Raw genomic sequence first — 26465 nt, forward strand, 5'->3', positions numbered from 1 at the left:
ATATGTTCGCCGGATTATGTCTGTAATCGCCGCCAACTTGCAAGCCGTCAACCGGCGTGTCGCGGCAGCCGCACAACAGGCCGGGCGACCGGCCGGTGAAGTCACGCTTCTGGCGGTTTCGAAGACCTTCCCCGCCACCGCGGTGCAGGCTGCGTTCGACGCCGGCCAGCGCGCCTTTGGCGAGAACTACGTGCAGGAAGGCGTGGACAAGATTGCGCAGCTTGGCGATTTGCGCGACCAGATAAGCTGGCACTTTATCGGCCCCCTGCAAAGCAACAAGACGCGTGCCGTGGCCGAGCAGTTCGACTGGGTCCATGCCATCGACCGCCTGCGCATCGCCGAGCGGCTGTCGGCGCAGCGGCCCGCCGGCATGGCGCCGTTGCAGGTCTGCCTGCAGGTCAATATCAGCGGCGAAGCCAGCAAGAGCGGCGTCGCGCCAGACGAAGTGCCCGCGCTGGCACGCGCCGTGGCGGCGCTGCCCGGGCTGCGGCTGCGCGGCCTGATGGCCATTCCGGAGCCGCAGAGCGATATGGCGGCCCAGCGCCGGCCGTTTGCCGCGCTGCGCACCCTGCTCGACACCTTGCGCGCCGCCGGGCTGGATGTGGACACGCTCTCGATGGGCATGTCCGCCGACATGGAGGCTGCCATTGCCGAGGGCGCTACCGTGGTGCGCATCGGCACCGCCATTTTCGGCGCGCGCGACCATGCCACGGCACCCGAGGCGACACAGGCCAAGCTGGCCTGAACGCCGGCCCCCTTCTTCCCAGACGATTCCCAGCAAGAGACCGATATGCTCAAGACTCTCACCTTTGGTTTCCTCGGCGGCGGCAATATGGCCACCGCCCTGATCGGCGGCCTGATCGCCCGGGGCGTGCCAGCCACCTCGATCCGCGTGGTCGATCCGTTCGATGAAGCGCAGGCGCGCCTGCGGCGCGACCTCGGGGTGCATGCGGCAGGCGCGCCCGACGCCGCCTTTGGCAAGAGCGATGTGCTTGTGCTGGCGGTCAAGCCGCAGCAGTTCCGCGAAGCGGCGGCAGCGCTGCTGCCGCACCTGGGCGACAGCCTGATCGTGAGCGTGGCCGCCGGCATCCGCCTGGCCGACATGCGGCGCTGGTTTGGCGGGCGCACCCGCCTGGTGCGCGCCATGCCCAACACCCCGGCGCTGGCCGGCATGGGCATGACCGGCCTGGCAGCGGTAGCCGGACTGGCGCAGCAAGACCGTGACATCGCCAGCGCGCTGGCCGAAGCCGTGGGCAAGTGCGAGTGGGTGGAAGGCGACGCGCAGATCGACGCAGTCACGGCCATCTCCGGCAGCGGCCCGGCCTACGTCTTCTACTTCATCGAAGCCATGGAGAAAGCGGCCGTGGAGCTCGGCCTGAACGCCCAGCAAGGGCGCGCGCTGGCAGTGGAAACCTTCCGCGGCGCCGCGGCCCTGGCTGCCCAGTCGGAAGAGCCGGTCAGCCTGCTGCGCGAGCGCGTGACCTCAAAGGGCGGCACCACCTACGCCGCGCTCACCGCCATGCAAGCCGCCGGTATCGGCGAAGCCTTCGTCAAGGCCATGCACGCCGCCGCTGAACGCGCGACGGAAATGGGCGCGGAGTTTGGCAAGGACTGAGTCAGGCTCAAGCGGTCGCGAGAGCGGCTTCGTGCAGCGCTGAACGAAGCCGGCCGAAAAGGCCAAGACCGCCTGGGATGACGCTATCTGACGCACAACATCCTTCAGCGCAACGCATAAGCCGCAGCCACCCCGGCAAACACACAAGCACCCAGCCAGTTGTTGTGCCGGAACGCGGCAAAGCACTTCATGCGATCCCGCTCGCGGATCAACGTGTAGTGATACACCGCGCATCCCGCCGCCGCCGCCAGCCCGGTCCAGTACGGCCAGCCCAGCCCGAACTGCGTACCGGCCCAGGCCATCAACCCCAGGAACACCGCATAGCAGATCATGATGGCGGCGACATCGAACCGCCCGAACGTGATGGCCGAAGTCTTCATGCCGAGCAGCAAGTCATCGTCGCGGTCCACCATGGCGTAGGCGGTATCGTAGGCCACCGCCCAGAACACATTGGCCAGCAGCATCACCCACGCCACCACCGGCACATGGTCCTGCACCGCGGCGAACGTCATCGGGATGCCAAAGCCGAAGGCAATGCCAAGGTAGGCCTGCGGGATGGCAAAGAACCGCTTGAAGAACGGATAGGTGGCGGCAAGCACGGCCGCGACCACCGCCAGCCACTTGGTAAACCCATTGAGCGGCGTGATCAGCGCGAAGGCTGCCAGCGCCAGCACCACCGCCACCGCCACGGCCTCCCATGCGGCAATCTTGCCCGCGGTCAGCGGCCGCTCCTTGGTGCGCTTGACGTGTTTGTCGAAGTCGCGGTCGGCCCAGTCGTTCATGGCGCAGCCGGCAGAGCGCATCAGGAAGGTGCCGATGACGAAGATCCAGAACAGGCTCCACACCGGCTGGCCGCCCGAGGCCATCCACAGTGCCCACAGCGTGGGCCACAACAGCAGCAGCGTGCCGATGGGCTTGTCGATGCGCACCAGGCGCGCGTACAGGGCTAAGCGTTCAAGCATGGCGAGGGGCCGCGGCACGGGGTCGGGCAAGGCAATGGCATTCAACGAAAAACGCGCCGCGACCCGGTCAGGGCGCGGCGCGCATGGCCGGCAGCACACCAAGGCCGCCGGTGGTGTCGACTCAGGGCATCAGGCCAGCATCGAGCGCAGCATCCACGCGGTTTTTTCGTGCGTCTGCATGCGCTGGGTCAGCAGGTCGGCGGAGGGTTCGTCGCCCGCGGCGTCGATGACCGGGAACAGCGAGCGCGCGGTGCGCACCACGGCTTCCTGGCCTTCGACCAGCTTGCGGATCATCTCGGTGGCTTCGGGCACGCCCTCTTCCTCCGGGATCGACGACAAGCGGGCGTATTCCTTGTAGGTGCCCGGCGCCGGGTAGCCCAGCGCGCGGATACGCTCGGCGATCGAATCCACGGCGAGCGCCAGCTCGGTGTATTGCGTCTCGAACATCAGGTGCAAGGTGTTGAACATCGGACCCGTGACGTTCCAGTGGAAGTTATGGGTCTTGAGATAGAGCGTGTAGGTATCCGCCAGCAACTTGGACAGGCCTTCCGCGATCTTCTTGCGTTCTTTGTCGGAAATGCCGATGTTCACGCTCATCTCATTCTTCTTTGCCATGATAGGTACGCTCCAGTCTGGGGTGGCTCTGACAACTGCCGCGCCACGGGACGCGGCACAACCCGCACATTATGGCATCACCCGGTAAAGGCAGACAAACCCTTGGCCGCGTCCAGGAACATCGCGACCGCGCCCAGCGCGACCGCCGCCAGCCCGATCTCCGTGCGCCACAGCTTGCGCTGCAGGCGCGCCGCGTCTGCGCGGCGGGGGCGGTCGTGGGCAACTTGCTGCAACTGCTGAAATTCGCTGGCGAACAGTCTGAACATGGCCATGATGGTTCTCCGTGCCGGGCTTTCAAGGTGGCCCCGGCTCGGGGCCACCCGCACTGCCCTGCTTCATTGCTTGCGCATTACTTCAGGTTGAGTGCGCGCTTGACGCCCTCGCCATAAGCCGGATCGGCCTTGGTGAAGTGCTCCAGCTGCACCCGCACGATGTTTTCCGGCACGCCCTGCATGGCTGCCGCAATGTTCGCGTAAAGACGCTGGCGCTGGGCCTCGTCGAACAGGCGGAACAGCGCGCCGGGCTGGCTGTAGTAATCGCTGTCGACACGGTGGTCGAAGCGGTCGGCCGCGCCATCCAGGGCCAGGGGCGGCTCGATGGCGCGCTCGCTGGCGGCGTAGGCGCCCTCGCGGTTCGGCTCGTAGTTGAGCTTGCCGCCCTGGTTGCCGTCCACGCGCATCGCGCCATCGCGGTGGAAGGTATTGTGGAAGGGGCACTTGGGCGCGTTCACCGGGATCTGGTTGTGGTTCACGCCCAGGCGGTAGCGCTGCGTGTCGCCGTACGAGAACAGCCGGCCCTGCAGCATCTTGTCGGGCGAGAAGCCAATACCCGGCACGATGTTGGAAGGGTTCATCGCCACCTGCTCCACCTCGGCAAAGTAGTTGTCCGGGTTGCGGTTGAGCTCCATCACGCCGACGTCGATCAGCGGATAGTCCTTGTGCGGCCACACCTTGGTGAGGTCGAACGGGTTGATGTGGTACTTGGCCGCATCGGCTTCGGGCATGACCTGCACGCGCACGTTCCAGCGCGGGAAGTTGCCGCGCTCGATGTTCTCGAACAGGTCGCGCTGCGCGCTCTCGCGGTCGCCCGCCACCACCTTGGCCGCTTCCTCGTTGGTCCAGTTGGCGATGCCCTGCTGCGACTTGAAGTGGAACTTCACCCAGAAACGCTCGTTGGCCGCATTGATGAACGAGAAGGTATGCGAGCCGAAACCATGGATCTGGCGATAGTTCTGCGGCAGGCCACGGTCGCTCATCAGGATGGTGACCTGGTGCAGCGATTCCGGATGGCGCGACCAGAAATCCCAGACGGCAATCGGGTCGCGCAGGTTGGTGCGCGGATTGCGTTTTTGCGTGTGGATGAAATCCGGGAATTTCAGCGGGTCGCGCACGAAGAACACCGGCGTGTTGTTGCCCACCACGTCCCAGTTGCCTTCATCGGTATAGAACTTGACCGAGAACCCGCGCACATCGCGCTCGGCATCCGCCGCGCCGCGCTCGCCCGCCACCGTGGAGAAGCGCATGAACATCGGCGTCTCCTTGCCAACGCTGGCAAAGATCGAGGCCTTGGAAAAGCGCGTGATGTCGTGGGTCACCGTGAACTTGCCGTGCGCGCCCGAGCCCTTGGCGTGCACGCGCCGCTCGGGGATGACTTCACGGTCGAAGTGAGCGAGCTTCTCCAGGAACCACACGTCTTGCAGCAGCATCGGGCCGCGCGGGCCGGCGGTCTGCGAATTCTGGTTGTCGGCTACCGGCGCGCCAGCGGCGGTGGTGAGAGTGTCCTTGTTCTTGCTCATCTTGGCCTCATTTTTCGTGGGGGTGGAACGGGGAGTCTGGCTAGGGCGGGTTGCGGCAAAGCCGCGGCAAAATGTCAGTACACCGTGGCGTAACAGGCCAGGCAGTCGGCCATGCGGCCGGCCAGTGCGCTCAGAAGCTCGCCGGCGGCGGTCAAGCTGGGTCTTTCGCCTTTCATGTGCGACTCCTTGTGGATGACAGCGCGCAATGCGTCGATGGAGGAAGTCTACGGAAAGGCTATTGAATTTCAAATTCAATTATTTCTAACTATGAAATAGAACATGCCTATTCCTGCCCGCGCGCCAGCATGGCATAGGGCAAAGACACAGTGAATTTAGAAAAATCGAGGGAGGAGAAAAAACAAGGCAGGGCAAAGCGTGCTGCCGGCGCAAAGCGCCGGCAGGCAGGGCGCGCTCAGGCGGCTTCAGCCAGTTCCTTGGCGGCCAGCATGCTGACGCCGGGCAAGTCGCAGGCAGCCACCGCGCGGCGCAACGCTTCCATGGCCGGCAGGCGGGTAAAGCTCTTGCGCCAGGCCAGCACCACGCGCCGATCGGGCACGGGATCGGTAAAGGGCACGTAGGCCAGCAGGTCGTTCTTGTTGGGCTTCAGGTCCGGCACTGAAGTCCGCGGCAGCACCGTGATGCCAACGCCACTTGCGACCATATGGCGGATGGTTTCGAGCGAGGAGCCTTCGAAGGTCTTCTGGATGCCGTCGGCCGCCTGCGAGAAGCGCGACAGCTCCGGGCATACGCCCAGCACCTGGTCGCGGAAGCAATGCCCACTGCCCAGCAGCAGCATGGTTTGCTGCTTGAGTTCGTCGGGATCCACCTTCCCGGCATGTTCCAGATGGTGGCCACGCGGCACCGCCACGACGAAAGGCTCGTCATACAGCGGCTGCACGGTCAGCCCGGAATCGGCAAAGGGCTCGGCCATGATGGCGCAATCGATCTCGCCCTGCTTGAGCAGCTCGATCAGCTTGACCGTGTAGTTCTCCTGCAGCATCAGCGGCATCTGCGGCACGGTCTGGATCATTTCCTTGACCAGCGTGGGCAGCAGGTAGGGCCCGATGGTGTAGATCACGCCAAGCCGCAGCGGCCCGGCCAGCGGGTCCTTGCCCTGCTTGGCGATCTCGCGGATGGCCATGGTCTGCTCCAGCACGCGCTGGGCCTGCGCCACGATCTGCTCGCCGATCGGCGTCACCGAGACTTCGGACGTGCCGCGCTCGAAGATCTGCACATTGAGTTCGTCTTCCAGCTTCTTGATCGCCACCGACAGCGTCGGCTGCGACACGAAGCAAGCTTCGGCCGCCCGGCCGAAATGGCGCTCGCGCGCTACGGCGACGATGTACTTGAGTTCGGTGAGCGTCATGACTTATCAATTTCCGTTAAGCGATAGATTTTACCTTCGATTCGACGTTCTGTCAGAGATGGCAGGCAAAGCGACGCAGGCGATACCTGACCGCCCGCACCGGGTGAGCCCCCACCGTCACATCAGGCCTTCAGGTAATGCTCCCTGCCACCCAGCCAGCGCAGCAGGTGCGCCTCTACCGCCTCCGGGAAGCGCGCCAGCATCAGCTCGGCGGCCTCCTGGGCATAATCGACCAGCCAGGCGTCGGTGTTCAGATCGGCGAAACGCAGCATTGCCTCGCCGGACTGGCGCGCGCCGAGGAACTCGCCGGGACCGCGTATCTGCAGATCGCGCCGGGCAATCTCGAAGCCGTCGGTGGTCTCGCGCATGGTCGCCAGGCGCTCGCGCCCGGTGGGCGACAGCGGTGCCTGGTACATCAGCAGGCAGACCGATTCCGCGCTGCCCCGCCCTACCCGGCCGCGCAACTGGTGCAACTGCGCCAGGCCAAAGCGCTCGGCATGCTCGATCACCATCAACGAGGCGTTGGGCACGTCCACTCCCACCTCGATCACGGTGGTGGCTACCAGCACCTGCAGCCGGTTGGCAGTGAAGTCTTCCATCACCGCAGCCTTCTCCGCCGGCGGCAGGCGCCCGTGCACCAGTCCCACCTTGAGCTCGGGCAAGGCGGCGACCAGGGTTTCATAGGTTTCCACCGCGGTCTGCAGTTGCAGCGCCTCGCTCTCTTCGATCAGCGGGCAGACCCAGTAGACCTGGCGGCCATCGGCGGCGGCGTGGTGCACGCGCTCGATCACCTCGTCGCGGCGCGCGTCGTTGACCAGCCGGGTCACCACCGGAGTGCGTCCAGGCGGCAATTCGTCGATCACCGAGACGTCGAGGTCGGCGTAGTAGGTCATGGCCAGCGTGCGCGGGATCGGCGTGGCCGACATCATCAGCTGGTGCGGTACGGTTTCCGCGGCCTTGCCAGCCTTGCCCGGCGCGGCGGCGGCATCGGGGTCCGCCTTGCCGCGCAGCGCCAGCCGCTGGGCCACGCCGAAGCGATGCTGCTCATCGACCACGGACAAGCCCAGGCGGGCAAACTTGACGCTGTCCTGGATCAGCGCGTGGGTGCCGATGGCCAGCTTGGCCTCGCCGGACTCGACCTTGGCCGCGGCCTCGCGCTTGGCGCGCGTCTTCAGGCTGCCGGCCAACCACACCACCGGCACGCCCAGCGGCTCCAGCCAGGCGGAGAGCTTGCGGTAATGCTGCTCGGCCAGGATTTCGGTGGGTGCCATCAGCGCGGCCTGGTAGCCGGCATCAATGGCCTGGCAGGCGGCCAGCGCCGCCACGATGGTCTTGCCGCTGCCGACGTCGCCCTGCAGCAGGCGGTGCATCGGGTGGGGCGCGCCCATGTCCTTGGCGATCTCTTCCACCACGCGCTGCTGCGCGCCGGTCAGCTTGAACGGCAGCGCGGCCAGGAAGGCGGTCAGCAGGCCGCCCGCGCGGCGTGGCATGGGTGGCGCGCTCTTGTCGCGCCGCGCCGCCTGGGAGCGCTTGAGGGAGAGCTGCTGCGCCAGCAGCTCATCGAGCTTGATACGTTGCCAGGCCGGGTGCGAGCGCTCAACCAGCGCATGCTCGTCCACATCCTGGGGCGGTGTGTGCAGCAGGCGCAGGCACTCCGGCAAGGCTTGCAGCTTGAGCTGGGCCAGTGGGCCTTGCAGCACGGGCGCTGGCAGGGTCTCGGGCAGCGGCGTGCGTGACAGCGCGCCGCCGATGGCCTTGCGCAAGTAGCTCTGCGGGATGCCGGCGGTGCTCGGGTAGACCGGGGTCAGCCGCTCGGGCAGCGCCTCGCCGGGCGTCACCGCGCGCACCGTGGGATGGACCATCTCCGCGCCGAAGAAGCCGCCGCGCAGCTCGCCGCGCACCCGCAGGCAGGCGCCTTCGGCCATCAACTGGGTCTGGCTGCCGTAGAAATTAATGAACCGCAGCGTCAGCTCGCCGGTATCGTCGGCGATCTTGACCACCATCTGGCGGCGCGGGCGCAGGCTGACCTCGTTGGAGGTGACCACGCCCTCGACCTGCACCGTCAGCCCCATGCCCGCGCGCCCGATGGCATCGGCGATCGGCAGCAGCGTGGTCTCGTCCTCGTAGCGCATGGGCAGGTGCAGCACCAGGTCGACGTCGCGCTTGAGCCCGAGCTTGTGCAGCCGGGCCATGGCCGAGGACGGCTTGCCGGCGGCAGCGCCCTTGGCCGCCGCCTTGCCCGCACGGCCCGGCTTGTCCCCGGCGCGCGCCGCGGGCGGGCTGTCGTTGGTTTCCGGGGTTCGGTCGGGAGCGGTTCCTGGCATCTGGGGCGTGGCTGGCGATTCAGGTCGTGGCGCGCGCCAGCTGGCACGCGCTGGTTGGCGCAAATAGGCGATATCACGCACGCCCGGGCGGCGCAGCCGCCCCAAGCCTTACAATATCGGATTCACCGATTGTACCTATGCCGGCCGCGCCACCGCGCGGTCTGCGGCCGTTTTTGCCCCCATGATGCTGACGCTGTCCGATTTTGACTTTGCCCTCCCGCCCGAACTGATCGCCCAGACCGCCTTGCCGGAGCGCGGCGCGAGCCGTCTGCTGGTGGTGGATACGGACGCCCGGGTGGGCACCACCCGCCTCACAGACCGCGCGTTTACCGACATCGTCGACTACCTGCGACCCAACGATTTGCTGGTGTTCAATGACACCCGCGTCATCAAGGCGCGCTTCTTCGGGCAAAAGGGCAGCGGCGGCAAGGTCGAGGTGCTGGTCGAGCGGGTACTGGACAGCCACACCGTGCTGGCCCAGGTGCGTGCCTCAAAGACGCCGCCCGTGGGCAGCCTGCTGCGCCTGGCGGATGCCTTCGACGTCACTGTGGGCCCGCGCGTGGACCAGTTCTTCACGCTCACCTTCCCCGAGCCGGCGCTGGACCTGATCGAGCGCCACGGCCGCCTGCCGTTGCCGCCATACATCACCCACGATCCCGACGCCTTCGACGAAACCCGGTACCAGACGGTCTACGCCCGCGCCCCCGGCGCGGTGGCCGCACCCACCGCCGGACTGCATTTCGACGAGGCCCTGTTCGCCCGGCTCGACGCACTGGGCGTGCGCCGCGGCTTCCTGACCCTGCACGTGGGCGCCGGCACCTTCCAGCCGGTGCGCACCGAGAACCTGGCCGAGCACAAGATGCACGCCGAGTGGTACGAGGTGTCGGATGCGCTGGCCCAGGCCGTGCTCGACACGCGCGCCGCCGGGGGCCGGGTGATCGCGGTCGGCACCACGTCCCTGCGTGCGCTGGAGTCCGCCGGCGCCACCGATGGCACGCTGGCCGCCGGCCGTGGCGACACCGAGATCTTCATCACGCCTGGCTACCGTTTCCGCGTGGTCGATGCGCTGATCACCAATTTCCACCTGCCCAAGTCGACCTTGCTGATGCTGGTGTCGGCGCTGGCCGGGGTGGAGCCCATCCGCGCCGCCTACCGCCATGCGGTGGCCGAGCGCTACCGCTTCTTCAGCTACGGCGACGCCATGCTGCTGACGCGCCAGCCCCAGCCCTGAGCGCGCCGCGCCAGCCCGACCCTGAATCCCGAATCCCGCCATGCTCAACTTCGAACTGCTCACCACCGACGGCAACGCCCGCCGCGGCCGCGTCACCCTCAACCACGGCGTGGTCGAGACCCCGATCTTCATGCCGGTCGGCACCTATGGCTCGGTCAAGGCGATGTCGCCACTCGAGCTCGGTGAGATCAACGCCCAGATCATCCTGGGCAATACCTTCCACCTGTGGCTGCGCCCCGGGCTGGAAGTGGTGGAAAAGCACGGTGGCCTGCACCGCTTCATGGGCTGGGACAAGCCGATCCTGACCGATTCGGGCGGTTTCCAGGTGTTTTCGCTGGGCGCGCTGCGCAAGATCACCGAGGATGGCGTGACCTTTGCCTCGCCGGTCAACGGCGACAAGCTGTTCCTGTCGCCCGAGATCTCGATGCAGATCCAGCGCACGCTGAACTCCGACATCGTGATGCAGTTCGACGAATGCACGCCGTACGAAATCGACGGCCGCCCCGCCACCCACGCGGAAGCGGCCGCCTCCATGCGCATGAGCCTGCGCTGGGCCAAGCGCTCGATCGACGAGTTCAACAGCCTGGGCAACCCCAACGCGCTGTTCGGCATTGTCCAGGGCGGCATGTTCGAGGACCTGCGCGACGAGTCGCTGGCCGGCCTGTCGGAGCTGGACTTCCACGGCTACGCCATCGGCGGCCTGTCGGTCGGCGAGCCCAAGGAAGACATGATGCGCGTGCTGGAGCACGTGGGCCCGCGCCTGCCCGCGCACAAGCCGCACTACCTGATGGGCGTGGGCACGCCCGAAGACCTGGTGGCCGGCGTGGCGTCGGGCGTGGACATGTTCGACTGCGTGATGCCGACCCGCAATGCCCGCAACGGCTGGCTGTTCACGCGCTTTGGCGACGTCAAGATCAAGAATGCCGTCCACCGCAACGACACCCGCCCGCTGGACGAGTCCTGCGGCTGCTATACCTGCCGCAACTTCTCGCGCTCCTACCTGCACCACCTGCACCGGGTTGGCGAGATTCTGGGTGCGCGCCTTAACACCATCCATAACCTGCATTACTACCTGGAACTGATGAGCGAGATGCGCGAAGCCATCGAGGAACACCGCTTCGAGGCCTTCCGCCTTCAGTTCGCCGCCGATCGCGCGCGCGGGGCGCAGTCGGCCACGCCCGCCCCGGCGTGAACTTTCTGCACGGCTCCGGTCGAATAGCGGTGCCTGCAGCTGCCAAGCGGCTCGCAAGGCGCCCCGAACAAACCCGTACTGCACCGTAAATGCCCGGATCGGGCATGGAATGCGGTTGCAAGCGGGTGGTAGAATGATCGACTAACTGATTGACTTTGTGACGGAGAAGCAACGTGCTGATTTCTAACGCATTTGCCCAGACTGCCGGTGCCACCGGCGGCGCGGCGGGTGGCCTGATGAGTTTCCTGCCTATTATCCTGATGTTCGCGGTGCTGTGGTTCATCATGATCCGCCCGCAGATGAAGCGCCAGAAAGAATCGAAGGCAATGCTGGAAGCCCTGGCCAAGAACGACGAAGTCGTGACCGCCGGCGGCATTCTCGGCCGTGTCACCAAGGTCAACGAACAATACGTGACCATCGAAATCGCCGCGGGCACCGAAATCACGGTGCAAAAGAGCGCGGTTACCACGGTGCTGCCCAAGGGCTCGCTGAAGTCGCTCTGAGCACCGCGGCCGCGGGCGTGGCGTTGCTTGACTCAGGCGCCGCCCAGCTTCTCCCGCACCGCCTGCCTGCTTTTTCGCCCTTCCCGGCACGCCTTTAGCGCGCGTGCCCCTGCAGCCGCCTGATCCAGCACGGGTTATCCGTGGATGCCAGGCGGCTGTTTGCCAACCGGTGCGGTGGTGCCAACTGCCCGCTGACGGTCTCGTCGGCGCCACCAACCGAAGAACGACTGGCCAAAGATGAATCGTTATCCGCTTTGGAAATACCTCGTGATCCTGGTGGCTCTGGCCATCGGCATCACCTATACGCTGCCGAACTTCTTCGGCGAGGCGCCTGCCGTGCAGGTCTCCTCCGCCAAGGCCACGGTCAAGGTCGACCTGGCCATGCAAAAGCAGATCGAGCAGGTGCTGGCGCAGAACAACCTGCAGCCCGACGGCATGTTCTTTGACCTGAACGGCCAGTCCGGCTCGGTCAAGGCGCGCTTCAAGACGCCCGACGAGCAGCTCAAGGCCAAGGACGTGCTGACCCGCGCGCTCAACCCCGACCCCAATGACGCCACCTACGTGGTCGCGCTGAACCTGCTGTCGGGCTCGCCGCGCTGGCTCACCGCCATGCACGCGCTGCCGATGTACCTGGGGCTGGACTTGCGCGGCGGCGTGCACTTCCTGCTGCAAGTGGACATGAAGGGCGCGGTCGACAAGAAGCTCGACAGCCTGGCCGGCGACGCGCGCACCCTGCTGCGCGACAAGGGCATCCGCCATGGCGGCATCGACCGTGACGGCGACCGCCTGACGGTGCGCTTCAACAATGCCGACGACGCCGCCAAGGCGCGCGGCATCCTGGCCGACAACCTGCGCGAGCTGGCGTTCACCCCGGATGGCAACAACATCTCCGGCGTGTTCACCGATGCGGCCCGCAAGGCGGTGCAGGATGCTGCGGTCAAGCAGAACATCACCACCCTGCACAACCGGGTCAACGAGCTCGGCGTGGCCGAGCCGGTGATCCAGCAACAAGGCGCCGACCGCATCGTGGTGCAGTTGCCTGGCGTGCAAGACACCGCAAAGGCCAAGGACATCATCGGCCGCACCGCCACGCTGGAAGCCCGCCTGGCCGACCCCGACGCGCCGCGCAACCCGCGCCCGGGCGACCCGATCCCCTTCGGCAGCGAGCTGTTCACGCAAGGCAACGGCGCCCCGGTGGTGCTCAAGAAGCAGGTGATCTTCACCGGCGACCGCATTGAAAGCGCTTCGGCCGGCTTCGACCAGAACCAGCGCGCCTCGGTCAACATCAAGCTCGACGCTCAGGGTGGCCGCGTGCTGCGCGACGTCTCGCGCGAGAACATCGGCAAGCCGATGGGCATCGTGCTGTTCGAGAAGGGCAAGGGCGAAGTGCTGACGGTGGCAACGATCCAGTCCGAACTGGGCTCCAGCTTCCAGATCACCGGTTCGTACTCCACCGAAGCCGCCAACGACCTGGCCCTGCTGCTGCGCGCCGGCTCGCTGGCCGCGCCGATGGAAATCATCGAAGAACGCACCATCGGCCCGTCGCTGGGCGCGGACAACATCAAGAAGGGCTTTGACTCGGTGGCCTACGGCTTTGGCGCCATCGCCGTCTTCATGATGCTGTACTACATGCTGTTCGGCGTGTTCTCGGTGGCCGCGCTGGCCATCAACCTGCTGCTGCTGGTGGCGGTGCTGTCGATGCTGCAGGCTACGCTGACGCTGCCCGGCATCGCCGCTATCGCGCTGGTGCTCGGCATGGCCATTGACGCCAACGTGCTGATCAACGAGCGGATCCGCGAGGAACTGCGCGCCGGCGCTTCGCCGCAGATGGCGATCGCCGTCGGCTTCGACCGCGCCTGGGCCACCATCCTGGACTCCAACGTGACCACCCTGATCGCGGGCCTGGCGCTGCTGGCCTTCGGCTCCGGCCCGGTGCGCGGCTTTGCCGTGGTGCACTGCCTGGGCATCATGACCTCGATGTTCTCGGCGGTGTTCTTCAACCGCGGCCTGGTGAACCTCTGGTACGGCCGCAAGAAGAAGCTGCAAAGCGTAGCGATCGGCCAGATCTGGAAGCCGGGCTCGGACAGCCAGGGCACCGTCGCCAAGTAAGCATCATGGATGTCCGCGCGCACAGAACGCGCATGGACATCCAACCAGCATAGAACGGCAGCAGGCGCTGCCGTACAAAACAGGATTCAACATGGAATTCTTCCGCATCCGGCGCGATATTCCGTTCATGAAGCACGCGTTGATCTTCAACGTGATTTCCTTCCTGACGTTTGCCGCCGCCGTATTCTTCCTGGCACACAAGGGCCTGCACCTGTCGATCGAGTTCACCGGCGGCACGGTGATGGAGGTCAACTACCAGCAGACGGCCGACCTGGAGCGCATCCGCGGCCAGGTCAGCAAGCTTGGCTACACCGACGTGCAGGTGCAGAATTTCGGCACCTCGCGCGACGTGATGATCCGCCTGCCGCTGCAAAAGGGTCCGGACGGCAAGCCCGCCACCTCGGCCCAGCAGAGCGAGCAGGTCATGACGGCGCTGCAGACTGCCGCGCCTGACGTCAAGCTCCAGCGTGTCGAGTTCGTCGGCCCGCAGGTGGGCAAGGAACTAGCCACCGACGGTCTGCTGGCGCTGCTGTGCGTGGTGGCCGGCATCGTGATCTACCTGTCGTTCCGCTTCGAGTGGAAGTTCGCAGTGGCCGGCATCATCGCCAACCTGCACGACGTGGTGATCATCCTGGGCTTCTTCGCCTTCTTCCAGTGGGAATTCTCGCTGTCGGTGCTGGCGGCAATCCTGGCGGTGCTGGGTTACTCGGTGAACGAATCGGTGGTGATTTTCGACCGGATTCGCGAAAACTTCCGCAAGTACCGCAAGATGACCACGCACGAGATCATCGATAACGCGATCACCAGCACCATCTCGCGGACCATCATCACCCACGGCTCGACCGAAATGATGGTGCTGTCGATGTTCTTCTTCGGCGGCCCCACCCTGCACTACTTCGCGCTGGCGCTGACCGTCGGTATCTTGTTCGGCATCTACTCCTCGGTGTTCGTCGCCGCGGCGCTGGCCATGTGGCTGGGCGTCAAGCGCGAGGACCTGGTCAAGGGCGAGAAGAAGCCGGGCGACGTCGACCGCGACGACCCGAACTTCGGCGCCCAGGCCTGACGGGCCTGCCGCGGATAGTTTCAAAGGCAGCAAAAAAGGGCACCTTCGGGTGCCCTTTCTTGTTATGCCGTTGCTACTCGGAACGCGCTTGGAACTTGCTCAGAACTGCTCGATCCACACCGCCAGGCGATCCGCGGCGAACTCCGCAGTGCGATCGGTGGGGCGGTAAACGATGGAGTCGCCCTCCCGCACTGCCTTGAGTGCGCCGCCGGTTTCATCCAGCCACAGCAGCCCGGCCAGCCAGGTGGCATGCTGCGCGGACACCTCCTTATCCACCGGCTCGCCCAGGTACTCGGCAAGCGCGGCACCCTGGATCCACACCAGGGCATCCCCATCGCGGCGCACGTTGGCTGCGCCTTGCGTCGCGGCCAGCGTCTCGGCCAGTGCCGCCACCGCATCGCCCGCTCCACGGCCGGCGAGCTGCGTGCGCAGCGCGGCGAGCTTGGCCGCCACGGCGTGGCCGAAGGTGCCGCTGCGGCGGCTTTCCGCCGCCACCAGGTCGGCGTAGTCCATCAGCAGCCAGTCCGGCTCGGGATTCTGCACGCCGACCAGCGCGGCCGAGGCCAGGTAGGTGTCCACCGGCTGGAAGCGCTCCGGGCCGATCAGGCTGGCCGACAGCGTGCGGATCAGGCCGATGCGCGCGGCAATGGTCTGCCGCTGCAGCACGCTCAGCTTCTCGCGCAGCAACTGGTCGCGCTCCTTGCGCAGGCCGGCCATCTCAAGCGCCTGCTTGAGCTCCATGCGCAGCGAGGTGATGTCCCACGGCTTCTTGATATAGCGATGGATCTGCCCCTCGTTGACGGCCGCGACCGTATGCTCGATCTCCGAGTAAGCGGTGGTCAGGATCCGCACGATATGCGGATAGCGCTCGCGCGCGTAGCGCAGCAGCTCGTTGCCGTACTCGCCCGGCATGCGCTGGTCGGAGACCAGGACCGCAAGGCTGTCCGCGTGCGCATCCAGCAGCGCCTTGCCCTCTTCGACCGAGCCACCGGTCACGACCGGCGCCAGGGCTCCGATGGCACGCTGGAAATACTTGACGGCCGTCGCCTCGTCATCGACGAACAGAATCGCCGGTGATGGTGCCTGCGTGGCATTCGGTTCGTTCATCGATCACTCCTATGCATTCGACTCTTGGTATTGGGGAAATCCAGCGTCACCGTGGTACCCGCACCGGACGTAGACTCGATCCGGATGCCGCCACCGAAAGACTGCATGACACGGTTGCAAAAAATCATGCCCAGTCCGTTGCCGCCGGTACTCGCATGGGTGGTGACCGGATCCACCAGAAGGCGCCCCATCACCTCAGGTGGTATGCCCGGGCCGTTATCGCAGATGCGGATCGCGGCATCGGGCTCGGCCGCCACCACGAAGCGCAGCGAAGGCGAGTCGACGCCGTCGAGCGCCCGCAGCGCATTGGACAACAGCGACGACAGCACCAGCGCCACGCAATTGGGCAGCGTGCGCACGGCAAAGTCGTCATGCATTTCGATCTTTACCCACTCGCGCTGCGGCCCGGCAAAGGGGTAGGTGTCGAGCAGCGCTGCGATCAGGCCGCCGGCGGTCACTTCCCGGCTGGCGCCTGCTTGCGTGCTCGGCCGGCTGCCGCTGCTGCGCACCGACTGCAGGAACGACGAAATCACGGCCAGGCAATACTGCGCGTTGTCGTGCATCGACGTGGCCGCCTGGCCAATCTCGCTCTGGCGCAGCGGATTGTATTCCGCCGCGATACGGCTTTCGATACCCCGCGCAAAATTTGCAATCGCCGCCAGCGGCGTGTTCAGTTCATGCGCCAGGAAGGCCAGCGTCTCGTCGATCGCCATCAGGCGCTGATGGCGGATCGAGCGTTCGCGATAGCGCTCGGCGGCCAGCCGCAGCGCTTCGCGCACCTGGCCCAGCTCGATGGGCTTCTCCAGGATGCGGAACACTTCGCCAGTGTTGACCGTCTGCAACAGCATGTCCTTGTCCGCGTAGGCGGTCACCAGGATGCGCACGATCTGCGGGTACTCGAGCGCAACCTGGCGCAGCAGGTCGCCGCCATCGCGCCCCGGCATGCGGAAATCCGTCACCAGCACGGCGATGCGCGCACTCTCCCGGCGCAGGATGCGTACCGCTTCGTCGGCGCCGCTGGCGACCAGCACCTCGTACTCCGTGCCGACCGCGCGAGCGAAGTACTTGCATGCCATTTCCTCGTCATCGACGTAGAGCACGGTAAGCCGTGGTTGACGGGCGTCGCTCATGGCATTCTCAGTCGGCTCGGGGCAGGTCGAAGCTGAACGAGGCCCACTTGCCCAGCTCGCTCTCGGCAAACAGCACGCCGCCGTGACGCTCGATCACCGCGTAGCTGATCGACAGGCCAAGGCCCAGGCCCTGGCCGACTTCGCGCGTGGTGAAGAACGGCTCGAACACGCGCGCCAGGTGCTCTTGCGCAATGCCCGGTCCGTTGTCCTTCACGGTCACATGCAGCCGGCGCTCCACCCACTTCACGGTGGTATGGATGGCCGGGGCCTGCGTGCCGGCCTTGCGCATGGCCAGCGCGGCGTTGGAGAACAGGTTGATCAGCACGCCGATCACCGCGGCTTCGTCGCCCAGGACCAGCGTATCGGTCGGCAACTCGCGCGTGACGGCCACCCCGCGCAGCTCATGGGCGGTCAGCCGAATCGAGGAGTCGAGCGCCTTCTCGAACAGGAACGGCGTGCCCTCCGCTTCAGCACCGGGCTTGCGATAAGCGAAGGTCTTCAGGTCCGACACGATATGCTGGATGCGTTGCATTCCCTGCTTGGCGTCGACCAGGCACTCCTGCAGCATCGGTTCGTTCTTGGCCACCGGCTCTTCCAGCGCGACCTCGATCGCCATCAGGCAGAAGTTGACCGGGTTGTTGACCTCGTGCAGCAGGCCCGCGGCCAGCGTACCGATGGCGGCCATCTTTTCCTGCTGCAGCATCTGGCCCTTGATGTCGACCAGCTTGCGGTTGATCACTTCGAGCTCGCCGTTCTTCTCCGCCACTTCGGCTTTCAGCCGGAACAGCATGAAGCGCGCCCGCTCATTGAAGAAGGTATAGACCGCGCTGGCCGCTGCGGCAAACAGCAGGAACAGCGAATTGACGATAAAGGTGCCGGCCGGCTCGATGCCGCCGGGATGCAGCACGCAGGCAAGCAGGTAGAACAGGTAGGACAGGATCCCGAAGACCAGGTTCTGCCACAAGCCGAACGGCAGCGCGATGCCCGACGCGAAGATGGCGAGATTCAGCCCGACGTAATACGGCGACTCCACGCCATCGGTATGCCAGATCATCCACGAGATCATGATCTGCGGCAGCAGCAGCCAGGACAACGTCAGCCACGGCGCAAAACGGCGCCCTGCCGTGCTGTACAACAGCATCACGATGCCGGCGATCAGCAGCGACACCAGCACGCGCGCCACGGCGAAGGGCGCCTGCAACTGCGGATACTGGCCGTAGTCCAACCCCACGCCGAGCAGCACCAGCACGATGGCGGTATAGGCGCCGCCGCGGCTGAAGGCCAGGCGGAAATCCGCCAGCTCGGTCTGGTAACCCGCGTAAAGTTGATTGGTGCTCATGGCTGGGCCGGCTACTGGCGTTTCAGAGGATGATCGCTTCCGCGAACACATTAACCCCGGTCTGGTCGACATAGAGCTTGTGATCACGGGATTGTTCGGGCAGCAGCATACTCATCCTGGCCTCGTCGCGATAGATCAGGTACCACTCCAGCAGGTGTTCCATGCCGAATTTCTCCGGATTGTCCGAATGGACGTTGGTTACCAGCAACTGGCCGCCAGGCCGCGTACGCGCGGCAAAATAGCTCAGCAGGCGGGAACACACCTTATCGGACAGGTAGTCGAACAACCCGGCGCAGTACACCGCATCGAACTCGCGCAGCCCGGCGTCGTCCGGCGCGATCTTGCGCTTGAGCAGTTCATGTACCGATTGATGCACCATCTCCACCGACACCTTGTGCCCCGCCGAGGCGGCCGAGCTCTCGATGGAGGACTTGGTGTAGGCCAGGGTCTCCTCGCTGAAGTCGACCAGCTGGAACGACAATAGCTCCGGCTGCGGATACTCGCGCACGAAGCGCTGGATCTCGAAGGCCGGGCCGCAGCCGACATTGAGGATGCGAAACGGCCTGCCGGCCGCGCGGGCGGCATCGGCCTGGCGCGACAGGAAATCGACCAGCAGGTCGATCCGGTTGCGGTGGGCGGTCGCCACGGCCGCCTTGAGGAAGGCCGTATTGACGATCTGGAAGTAGGTGGTCGGGCCCTGCTGCGGATCGTTCAGGATCTGGTTGACCATCTCATAGTCGCCCGCATAGCCCAGCGGCTTGGTGAAGGTGCGGTAGACAAAGGGGGCGCGCAGCAGCAGTGGATGCAGGGCCGATTGCGCGTATGTGCGGTGCACCGGCGCGATCTCCGCGTCCACCTGCTCGGCCTCGCCTTCGAGCCGGTCGAGGTAGGTCTTGACCTTGAGCATGATTGGCGTGGCGAGCTCGTAGAACACGTCCTCGCGCAGCCGTCCGTCGTTCTTGGGCAGGTTCTCGGTCAGGTCGACCTGCTCGACCCAGCGCGAGACTTCCGAGAGAAACGCGCGCATTTCATTGACCACGATCTGGTAATCGCGCCGGATATTGAAGCGCGCATCCCAGTCGTTGATGAACAGTTCGGCCTCGCGCCCAACCGATTTAGGCTCATTGGGCAGGTCGCTCAGCTCGCGCCATTCATCGATCAGCGTCAGCGATACCACCGCGGTGAGGCCGGTGTTCACCAGGCTCATCACCACCGCCTTACCCAGGTAGGCGTTCTTGCTGCCCATGCGCACACTCAGCTCGCTCAGCACCTCGCTGACCTGGACGATCGAGTATGGATTGTAGATTTCCATCACCAGAGCTTTTCTCTGGAGATTGATAATTGTGCCCCGCACCTGCTCGCCCTGCGAGTTGCGGAAACTAACCACCGGATCGATTTGCGTTTGGGAGTACACGGTATTGCGCCAGAGAAATCCGAAAAACGCTGCCGGCCGCCCAGTTCAACAATGCATCATTGACTGGCCGGGTACAGCTCGTAGGGCGATGGATCGCTACGCTAGGCCAGTATCAGGGGGTACTGCTGGGATACATGTCGGTAATCGGTTGCGGGCATGGGCGTCCTGATGATGGCACGCGCGCGACTACACCCTGGTAACTGTGACTGAGACTGAAACTGAGTGAGACTGTACTGAGTAGGACTGTAACTGATTCTTAGCGGATCATTGTACTGTGGGCGTCAAGTGCAGACAACACAACCTGCGCAAGCCCACCCGCCGGGCCGGGAACAACCGGAAACCACCGAAAATAATGCAAAAGGCCGGGAATGCTCCCGGCCTTTTTAGTCGACGCTTGGTCGGCGCTTGGTCGGCCTTTAGTCCGCCTTTACGCCTTCGACCTGGATCGCCAGCTTGACCTCGGGCTTGAAGCCCATCTTCACGCCGTAGTCGATACCGAAATCGGCACGGTTGAAAGTGCCCACCGCGTCAGCACCACAGGCTTCGCGCTTGAGCATCGGATGCTGGATGCACTTGAACTCGCGGATCTCCAGCTTGACCGGCTTGGACACGCCGTGCAGGGTCAGCACGCCATCGACTTCGGTCGGCACATCGCCGTTGAACTTGGAGAACTTGCCCTTGTAGGTGGCTTCGGGGAAGGCTTCGACGTTGAACATGTCGGGGCCCTTCACGTGCTGGTTCAGCTTGCTGTTGCCGAAGTCAACCGAGGCGGGATCGATCTTGATATCCACCGAGCCGGTCTTCGCGGCACGGTCCAGCGTCACCACGCCGCTCGACTTTTCGAACTTGCCGCGCCAGGTCGACAGGCCACCCAGGTGGTCGGTTTCGAAGCTCGGGTACGTGTGGGTGGGGTCGAGGTTGTAGGTCACCGTGTTGGCGGATGCGACGCCGACGGCGGACAGGGCCGCGACAGCGGCGAGGATGGTGCGCAATTTCATGAGAGCTCCCGGCAAAAAGTTGGGGATGAACAGCAAAGGAATGGCAGGGAAGATGAGCGCCGCGCGCTTACTTCTTAGCCAAGGTCACGATACGGAATTTGATCTGGACATCGTCGGCCACGACGGAAGTGTCCTTCCATTCGCCGTCGCCGATGTTGTACACGGTGCGCTTGATCGGCAGCACGCCTTCAAACACCTGGCCACCGGCATCCTGGCGATAGCTTGCCGGAATCACGACGTCCTGGGTCTTGCCCTTGATGGTGAGCTTGCCCGCCACCTCATACTTGCCGGCGGCGCCGGCCTTGATGCTGGTCGACTGGAACACCGCCTTGGGGTACTTGGCCGCGTCGAACCAGTCGCGTCCCTTGACCTCCTTGGTGGTCTCGGCGTCGCCGATCTCGAAGCTGGACACGTCGATCTCGACCTTGGCCGAGGATGTTGCCAGCTTGGCGGGATCGAACGCGACCGTGGCGTCGAACTTCTTGAACTTGCCCTCCATCGGCACGCCGATCTGGCGGGCCGTCGCGGTGACCGAGCTCTTGGCTGCGTCGACCTGGGCCCAGGCGTAGTTGGCTGCGATGCCGGCAGTGGCCAGCGTGGCTGCCATCAGGAGCGCGCTCGGGCGGGGAATGCGTTTCATTAAAAACTCCTGTCGCTAAGAGGGCCTTGCGGCCCTCGGTCATTTGTCGGTTTGCCGATATGTCGGCTTACTTGAGGAACGGCAGCATGCGCGCCAGCGTGCCATCGCGCTCGATGAACTGATGCTTGATGGCAGCGGCCGCATGCACTACGACGATCACGGCCATCAGGTAGTTCAGCCAGATGTGGACCAGCTTGAGGATTTCCTTGATCTCATCATTCTTCTCGATCAGCGCGGGCAGCTGCCAGATGCCGAGGTAGACCACGGGAACCCCTGAAGCCGAGCTGTACAGGTAGCCCGTGATGGGCACCACCACGATCAGCGCGTAGAGCAGCAGGTGCGCCGCGTGCGCGGCCTTGGCCTGCCAGGCCGGAGTGCCCGCGGCCGGTGCCGGCGCGTGGTGGGTGGCGCGCCACAGCACGCGCAGCACGGCGATGGCAAAAACGGTCACGCCGATCCACTTGTGCCAGGAAAACAGCTTGAGCTTGAGCATCGACAAGCCCGGGATGCTGGTCATGTACAGGCCCAGCCCGAAGGCGGCGAAGATCAGCAGCGCGATGATCCAGTGCAGGCCGATCGCCGTGGCCCCATAGGCGGACGTCGGCTGCGGCGCTGCGGCAGCGCCGGCGTGGGCGCCGGCTTTGGCTTGGGAATGCATGGATAAGGACCCCTGCCCTTGCGGGCGTTTCACTATCTTTTACTGAACGGCAATTACTGCTGCTCCTTGAATTCTCGCATTATTGTGCGGCGGGCAGGTTGCGGAACGGTCTGAAATTCATGGAATCATTCAAACCATTTGAAGTGACATTTCGCCGCAGCCGGCAAGCCGTGCCTGCGCCGGCCGCCCATCAACAAAAAAAGCCATCCCCGGGGATGGCTTTTTTGCACCGCGCCGGCCAGCAGGCCGGGAACATCACACGCGTTCGGCGAGGCTGACGGCACGGCCAATATAGGTGGCCGGGGTCATTTCCAGCAGCAGCTTCTTGGCATCGTCGGGGATCGCCAGGCCGCTGATGAAGGTTTGCAGCGCCTCGCGCGAGATGCCCTTGCCGCGCGTCAGTTCCTTGAGCTGCTCATAGGGATTGGGCACGCCAAAGCGGCGCATGACGGTCTGCACCGGCTCGGCCAGCACTTCCCAGCAGTTGTCGAGGTCTTCGTCCAGGCGCTCGGGGTTGGTTTCCAGCTTGCCCAGGCCGCGCAGGCAGGCCTCATAGGCCAGCAGGCTGTAGCCGAAGGCCACGCCCATGTTGCGCAGCACGGTGGAATCGGTCAGGTCGCGCTGCCAGCGCGACAGCGGCAGCTTTTCCGACAGGTGGCGCAGCACCGCATTGGCCAGGCCCAGGTTGCCTTCCGAGTTCTCGAAGTCGATCGGGTTGACCTTGTGCGGCATGGTCGAAGAGCCGATTTCGCCGGCCTTGGTGCGCTGCTTGAAGTAGCCCAGCGAGATATAGCCCCAGATGTCGCGGTTCAGGTCGAGCAGGATGGTGTTGGCGCGGGCGATGGCGTCGAACAGCTCGGCCATGTAGTCGTGCGGCTCGATCTGGATGGTGTAGGGATTGAAGGTCAGGCCCAGACGCGTTTCGATCACCTGCTTGGAGAAGGCTTCCCAGTCGAAGCTGGGGTACGCCGACAGGTGGGCGTTGTAGTTGCCGACCGCGCCGTTCATCTTGCCCAGCAGCTCCACGCGCTGGATGCGCTCGATGGCGCGCGCCAGGCGTGCCGCCACGTTGGCCATTTCCTTGCCCAGCGTGGTCGGGCTGGCCGGCTGGCCGTGGGTGCGCGACAGCATCGGCTGGCGGGCATTGGCATGCGCCAGCTCCACCAGGCGCGCATGCACGCGTTGCAGCGTGGGCAGGATCACGCCTTCGCGGGCGCCCTTGAGCATCATGCCGTGCGAGGTGTTGTTGATGTCTTCCGAGGTGCAGGCGAAATGGATGAACTCGCTCGCGGCTTCCAGTTCGGCGTTGCCCTTGACCTGTTCCTTGAGCCAGTACTCCACGGCCTTCACGTCATGGTTGGTGACCGCCTCGATCTCCTTGATGCGCGATGCGTGGGCCTCGGTGAAGTTGTCCACCAGGGCTAGCAGGGCCGCTTCCGAGGCCGGCGAGAACTTCGGCATGTCGGGCAGGCCGGCTTGCGACAGCGCGATCAGCCAGTGCACTTCCACCTTGACGCGGTTGCGCATGAAGGCCGCTTCCGAGAGCCACTCGCGCAGCGCATCGGCCTTGGAGGCGTAGCGGCCATCGATGGGAGACAGGGCGGTGAGCGGAGAGAGCGAGGAAGAAGACATGCTGGGAGACCGGAGGGAAGAGGGAAGTGGTTACGCAAGCGTGGCCGGGCGGGCAGATTGCGCAGGCAAAATGGCCGGGCGAGGCCCTCGCGGGCCGAAGTGGCCGGTGACAAGGCCGAACCGGCCTAAAGAGGGGAAAAGACACAAAAACAGGTCCAATCCACCTCAAAAAGAGAACAATTCGGCGCAAATACCGACTGACGGCACGACGGAAAGCGGGCATTTTACCATCGCGGCCCGCGTTCTGTGGACGCGTTCGCGGGGCCGGGCAGCTCGCGCGTCTCGGCATGACGACACGGCAGGCAGGCGCCGCGCACGCCCGGCACATCCCGGACGGGGCACGGGTATACTCGCGCTCGCCGATCCGCTAGCCTGTTATGAAGTGCATCGGGCATGCCGGGGCGCGCGAGACGCGGCCGATGCACTTCATAACAAGCTCGAGGGGAGTCCATGAAGCTGTATGCATCGCAAACCAGCCCTTACGCGCGCAAAGTGCGCGTCGTGATGGCGGAAAAGAAGATCGATTACCAGATGGTCGAGGTTGACGTGTGGTCGCCGGACACCACCATCTCCCAGTTCAACCCGCTGGGCAAGGTACCGTGCCTGGTCATGGAAGACGGCGGCGCGATTTTCGACTCGCGCGTGATCGTCGAATACGTCGACACCCTGACGCCCGTCAGCCGCATGATCCCGCAAGGCGCCCGCGAACGCGTCGAGGTACGTTGCTGGGAAGCGCTGGCCGACGGCCTGCTCGATGCTGCCCTGCTGGCGCGCCTGGAACACACGCAGCGCGAGCCCGAGCAGCGCAGCGAGCGCTGGGTCCAGCGCCAGCTCGGCAAGATCGATGCGGCGGTGGCCGCCATCGCCGACGGCCTGGCCGACCGGCCCTGGTGCTCGGGCAACCATTACTCGCTGGCCGACGTGGCCGTGGGCTGCGCGTTGTCGTACCTGGACTTCCGCTTCCCGGACATCGCCTGGCGTGAGCGCCACCCGCGCCTCGCCGTATACCAGGACAAGCTTGCCAAGCGCCAGTCGTTCATCGACACGGAACCGCCGCGCGCCTGAGCCTTGCCTGCGCCTCCTGCCGCGCAACGATGAAAAAACCGGCCATCGAGCCGGTTTTTTCATCGCATCGCACTCTGCACGCCTCACCGGATGATGCCACCGCCCAGGCAGACATCGCCGTCGTACAGCACCGCGGACTGGCCAGGCGTAACCGCCCATTGCGCCTGCGCGAACGTCAGTTGCAGGGCATCGTCGCCCGCCCCCGTCACCGTGCAGGGCGCATCGCTCTGCCGATACCGCGTCTTGGCCGACAGCGTGGTGCCCACCGCCGGGCCGGTGCCCGCCACCCACGACAGGTCGGCAGCGTCGAGCGTAGGCGTCAGCAGCCACGGATGCTCATGGCCCTGCACCACATACAGCGTGTTGCTGGCCATGTCCTTGCGCGCCACGTACCAGGCGTCGCCGTTGCCCGCGCGGCTGCCGCCCAGGCCGATGCCCTTGCGTTGCCCCAGCGTGTAGAACGCCAGACCGATGTGCTGGCCGACTTCCTTGCCGTCCGGCGTCTTCATCGGTCCCGGCTTGGTCGGCAGGTAGCGGTTGAGAAAATCGCGGAACGGCCGCTCGCCGATAAAGCAGATGCCGGTGGAATCCTTTTTCTTGGCATTGGGCAGGCCGATCTCGGCAGCGATCTCGCGCACGCGCGTCTTGGGCATCTCGCCCAGCGGAAACAGCGTGCGCGACAGCTGCGCCTGGTTCAGCCGGTGCAGAAAGTAGCTCTGGTCCTTGGTGTGGTCAAAGGCCTTGAGCAGCTCGAAGCGGCCCTTGCCGGCACCCACATCCACCCCCGCTTCGCGCACGCGCGCGTAGTGGCCGGTGGCGATGGTGTCCGCGCCCAGCGACATGGCGTGGTCCAGGAAGGCCTTGAACTTGATCTCGGCATTGCACAGCACGTCCGGGTTGGGCGTGCGCCCGGCCGAATATTCGCGCAGGAAGTCTGCAAAGACGCGGTCCTTGTACTCGGCGGCAAAATTGACCGCTTCCACGTCGACGCCGATGAGGTCGGCCACCGAGACCACGTCCAGCCAGTCCTGCCGGGTCGAGCAGTACTCGCTGTCGTCGTCGTCTTCCCAGTTCTTCATGAACAGGCCGATCACCTCGTAGCCTTGCTGCTTGAGCAGCCAGGCTGTCACCGACGAATCCACGCCACCCGACATGCCCACCACGACGCGCTTGCCCTGGCTCATGACAGCACTCCGCTGCCCACCACGGAAGGATGGGTGTAGAGCGCGTCGAGCGCGAAGCGCTTGCCCGCCAGGTAGTCCTCGATGCAGGCCAGCAGCAGCGGCGTGCGATGGCGCTCGGGGCAGGCGCGGATTTCGTCGGCGCTCATCCACACGGTGCGCACGATGCCCACATCGAGCTGGCGCCCGGCATCGAGCGCGCCCAGCTCGCCGGTAAAGGCGAAGCGCACATAGGTGATGTCGCCGCCCGGCCGCGCCGCCGTGCCGGCCGAGTGCGGGCGGGCCATATAGCAGCCCAGCAGCGCGCGCGGCTCGAACGTGTGCGCGGTTTCTTCCAGCGTTTCGCGGATGACGGCGTGAATCAGGCTCTCGCCCGGGTCGAGATGGCCGGCAGGCTGGTTCAGCCGCAGGCCGTCGGGGGTTTCTTCTTCCACCAGCAGGAAGCGGCCGCCGCGCTCAATTACCGCGGCAACCGTGACGCTGGCCTTCCAGTCGTGTGACATGATGCACAAATTTTAGGCAATCC

Annotated in this window: 24 protein-coding genes; 8 read left to right on the forward strand and 16 right to left on the reverse strand. The window is 65.2% G+C overall.

What is annotated here, in order from left to right; translation table 11 throughout:
- The first annotated feature begins 16 nt into the window (after positions 1–16).
- Both AC1Q7Q_RS06970 and proC read left to right on the forward strand, forming a co-directional pair.
- Positions 17–745 (forward strand): YggS family pyridoxal phosphate-dependent enzyme, encoded by a 729-nt coding sequence (locus tag AC1Q7Q_RS06970; protein ID WP_492372958.1) that lies wholly within the window; start codon positions 17–19, stop codon positions 743–745.
- Between the two features lie 45 nt (positions 746–790).
- The gene (proC, locus tag AC1Q7Q_RS06975; RefSeq protein WP_492372957.1) at positions 791–1615 is read left to right on the forward strand and encodes a pyrroline-5-carboxylate reductase; all 825 of its coding nucleotides are present in this window, start codon (positions 791–793) and stop codon (positions 1613–1615) included.
- Positions 1616–1719: 104 nt separating this feature from the next.
- On the opposite strand, the gene ubiA is transcribed toward proC, so the two are convergent.
- From ubiA to recG, 6 genes are all read right to left on the reverse strand, one after another.
- Positions 1720–2577 (reverse strand): 4-hydroxybenzoate octaprenyltransferase, encoded by an 858-nt coding sequence (ubiA, locus tag AC1Q7Q_RS06980; protein WP_492372956.1) that lies wholly within the window; start codon positions 2575–2577, stop codon positions 1720–1722.
- Between the two features lie 129 nt (positions 2578–2706).
- Positions 2707–3192 (reverse strand): Dps family protein, encoded by a 486-nt coding sequence (locus tag AC1Q7Q_RS06985; RefSeq protein ID WP_035867478.1) that lies wholly within the window; start codon positions 3190–3192, stop codon positions 2707–2709.
- 77 nt (positions 3193–3269) lie between these two features.
- Positions 3270–3464, reverse strand: a complete 195-nt coding sequence (locus tag AC1Q7Q_RS06990; protein ID WP_492372955.1) for a hypothetical protein — start codon at positions 3462–3464, stop codon at positions 3270–3272.
- 77 nt (positions 3465–3541) lie between these two features.
- Entirely contained in the window at positions 3542–4987 is a 1446-nt protein-coding gene (locus tag AC1Q7Q_RS06995) for a catalase (protein ID WP_492372954.1), read from the reverse strand.
- 412 nt (positions 4988–5399) lie between these two features.
- Positions 5400–6353 (reverse strand): LysR substrate-binding domain-containing protein, encoded by a 954-nt coding sequence (locus tag AC1Q7Q_RS07000; RefSeq protein ID WP_043349480.1) that lies wholly within the window; start codon positions 6351–6353, stop codon positions 5400–5402.
- Positions 6354–6475: 122 nt separating this feature from the next.
- The gene (gene recG, locus AC1Q7Q_RS07005; protein WP_492372953.1) at positions 6476–8677 is read right to left on the reverse strand and encodes an ATP-dependent DNA helicase RecG; all 2202 of its coding nucleotides are present in this window, start codon (positions 8675–8677) and stop codon (positions 6476–6478) included.
- Between the two features lie 184 nt (positions 8678–8861).
- On the opposite strand from recG, the gene queA reads away from it, so the two are divergent.
- The 5 genes from queA to secF all read left to right on the forward strand — a co-directional run bounded on the left by queA (position 8862) and on the right by secF (position 14775).
- Positions 8862–9908, forward strand: a complete 1047-nt coding sequence (queA, locus tag AC1Q7Q_RS07010; RefSeq protein WP_492372981.1) for a tRNA preQ1(34) S-adenosylmethionine ribosyltransferase-isomerase QueA — start codon at positions 8862–8864, stop codon at positions 9906–9908.
- Between the two features lie 40 nt (positions 9909–9948).
- The gene (gene tgt, locus AC1Q7Q_RS07015; RefSeq protein WP_416049657.1) at positions 9949–11100 is read left to right on the forward strand and encodes a tRNA guanosine(34) transglycosylase Tgt; all 1152 of its coding nucleotides are present in this window, start codon (positions 9949–9951) and stop codon (positions 11098–11100) included.
- Positions 11101–11273: 173 nt separating this feature from the next.
- Positions 11274–11603 carry a preprotein translocase subunit YajC gene (gene yajC, locus AC1Q7Q_RS07020; RefSeq protein WP_441636490.1) on the forward strand — a complete coding sequence of 110 codons (330 nt, stop codon included), beginning with the start codon at positions 11274–11276 and terminating at the stop codon, positions 11601–11603.
- A 237-nt stretch (positions 11604–11840) separates the two neighbouring features.
- On the forward strand, positions 11841–13712 hold the full coding sequence (secD, locus tag AC1Q7Q_RS07025; protein WP_492372952.1) for a protein translocase subunit SecD: 1872 nt from the start codon (positions 11841–11843) through the stop codon (positions 13710–13712).
- 91 nt (positions 13713–13803) lie between these two features.
- Positions 13804–14775, forward strand: coding sequence for a protein translocase subunit SecF (gene secF, locus AC1Q7Q_RS07030; RefSeq protein ID WP_459371956.1), 972 nt, complete (start codon positions 13804–13806; stop codon positions 14773–14775).
- 99 nt (positions 14776–14874) lie between these two features.
- Here secF and AC1Q7Q_RS07035 read toward each other — a convergent pair whose 3' ends face one another.
- The 8 genes from AC1Q7Q_RS07035 to purB all read right to left on the reverse strand — a co-directional run bounded on the left by AC1Q7Q_RS07035 (position 14875) and on the right by purB (position 23693).
- Positions 14875–15882, reverse strand: a complete 1008-nt coding sequence (locus tag AC1Q7Q_RS07035; RefSeq protein WP_174422956.1) for a response regulator — start codon at positions 15880–15882, stop codon at positions 14875–14877.
- A complete protein-coding gene (locus tag AC1Q7Q_RS07040) occupies positions 15879–17012 on the reverse strand; it encodes a hybrid sensor histidine kinase/response regulator (RefSeq protein ID WP_174422957.1) in 1134 nt (377 codons plus the stop codon). Before AC1Q7Q_RS07040 ends, AC1Q7Q_RS07035 begins: the two co-directional genes overlap by 4 nt.
- Before the next feature lie 7 nt (positions 17013–17019).
- A complete protein-coding gene (locus tag AC1Q7Q_RS07045) occupies positions 17020–18351 on the reverse strand; it encodes a sensor histidine kinase (protein WP_150985951.1) in 1332 nt (443 codons plus the stop codon).
- A gap of 22 nt (positions 18352–18373) precedes the next feature.
- Entirely contained in the window at positions 18374–19765 is a 1392-nt protein-coding gene (locus AC1Q7Q_RS07050; RefSeq protein ID WP_492372951.1) for a class I SAM-dependent methyltransferase, read from the reverse strand.
- A 416-nt stretch (positions 19766–20181) separates the two neighbouring features.
- A complete protein-coding gene (locus tag AC1Q7Q_RS07055; protein WP_416049660.1) occupies positions 20182–20763 on the reverse strand; it encodes a YceI family protein in 582 nt (193 codons plus the stop codon).
- Positions 20764–20830: 67 nt separating this feature from the next.
- Positions 20831–21403, reverse strand: a complete 573-nt coding sequence (locus AC1Q7Q_RS07060) for a YceI family protein (protein WP_043349502.1) — start codon at positions 21401–21403, stop codon at positions 20831–20833.
- Between the two features lie 67 nt (positions 21404–21470).
- On the reverse strand, positions 21471–22061 hold the full coding sequence (locus tag AC1Q7Q_RS07065) for a cytochrome b (RefSeq protein ID WP_492372950.1): 591 nt from the start codon (positions 22059–22061) through the stop codon (positions 21471–21473).
- 255 nt (positions 22062–22316) lie between these two features.
- Positions 22317–23693 (reverse strand): adenylosuccinate lyase, encoded by a 1377-nt coding sequence (purB, locus tag AC1Q7Q_RS07070; RefSeq protein ID WP_183035252.1) that lies wholly within the window; start codon positions 23691–23693, stop codon positions 22317–22319.
- A 450-nt stretch (positions 23694–24143) separates the two neighbouring features.
- Between purB and AC1Q7Q_RS07075 the strand changes: the two genes are divergently transcribed.
- On the forward strand, positions 24144–24758 hold the full coding sequence (locus AC1Q7Q_RS07075) for a glutathione S-transferase family protein (RefSeq protein ID WP_416049662.1): 615 nt from the start codon (positions 24144–24146) through the stop codon (positions 24756–24758).
- Between the two features lie 83 nt (positions 24759–24841).
- Here the strand turns inward: AC1Q7Q_RS07075 and mnmA are convergent, their stop codons facing one another.
- Positions 24842–25942: a tRNA 2-thiouridine(34) synthase MnmA gene (gene mnmA, locus AC1Q7Q_RS07080; RefSeq protein ID WP_492372949.1), complete on the reverse strand. Its 1101-nt coding sequence runs from the start codon at positions 25940–25942 to the stop codon at positions 24842–24844.
- Complete coding sequence (locus AC1Q7Q_RS07085; protein ID WP_492372948.1) at positions 25939–26442, reverse strand: NUDIX hydrolase; 504 nt, start codon at positions 26440–26442, stop codon at positions 25939–25941. Before AC1Q7Q_RS07085 ends, mnmA begins: the two co-directional genes overlap by 4 nt.
- Between the last annotated feature and the right edge of the window lie 23 nt (positions 26443–26465).

It is taken from the genome of Cupriavidus sp. GW823-FHT07A04 (assembly GCF_058794615.1).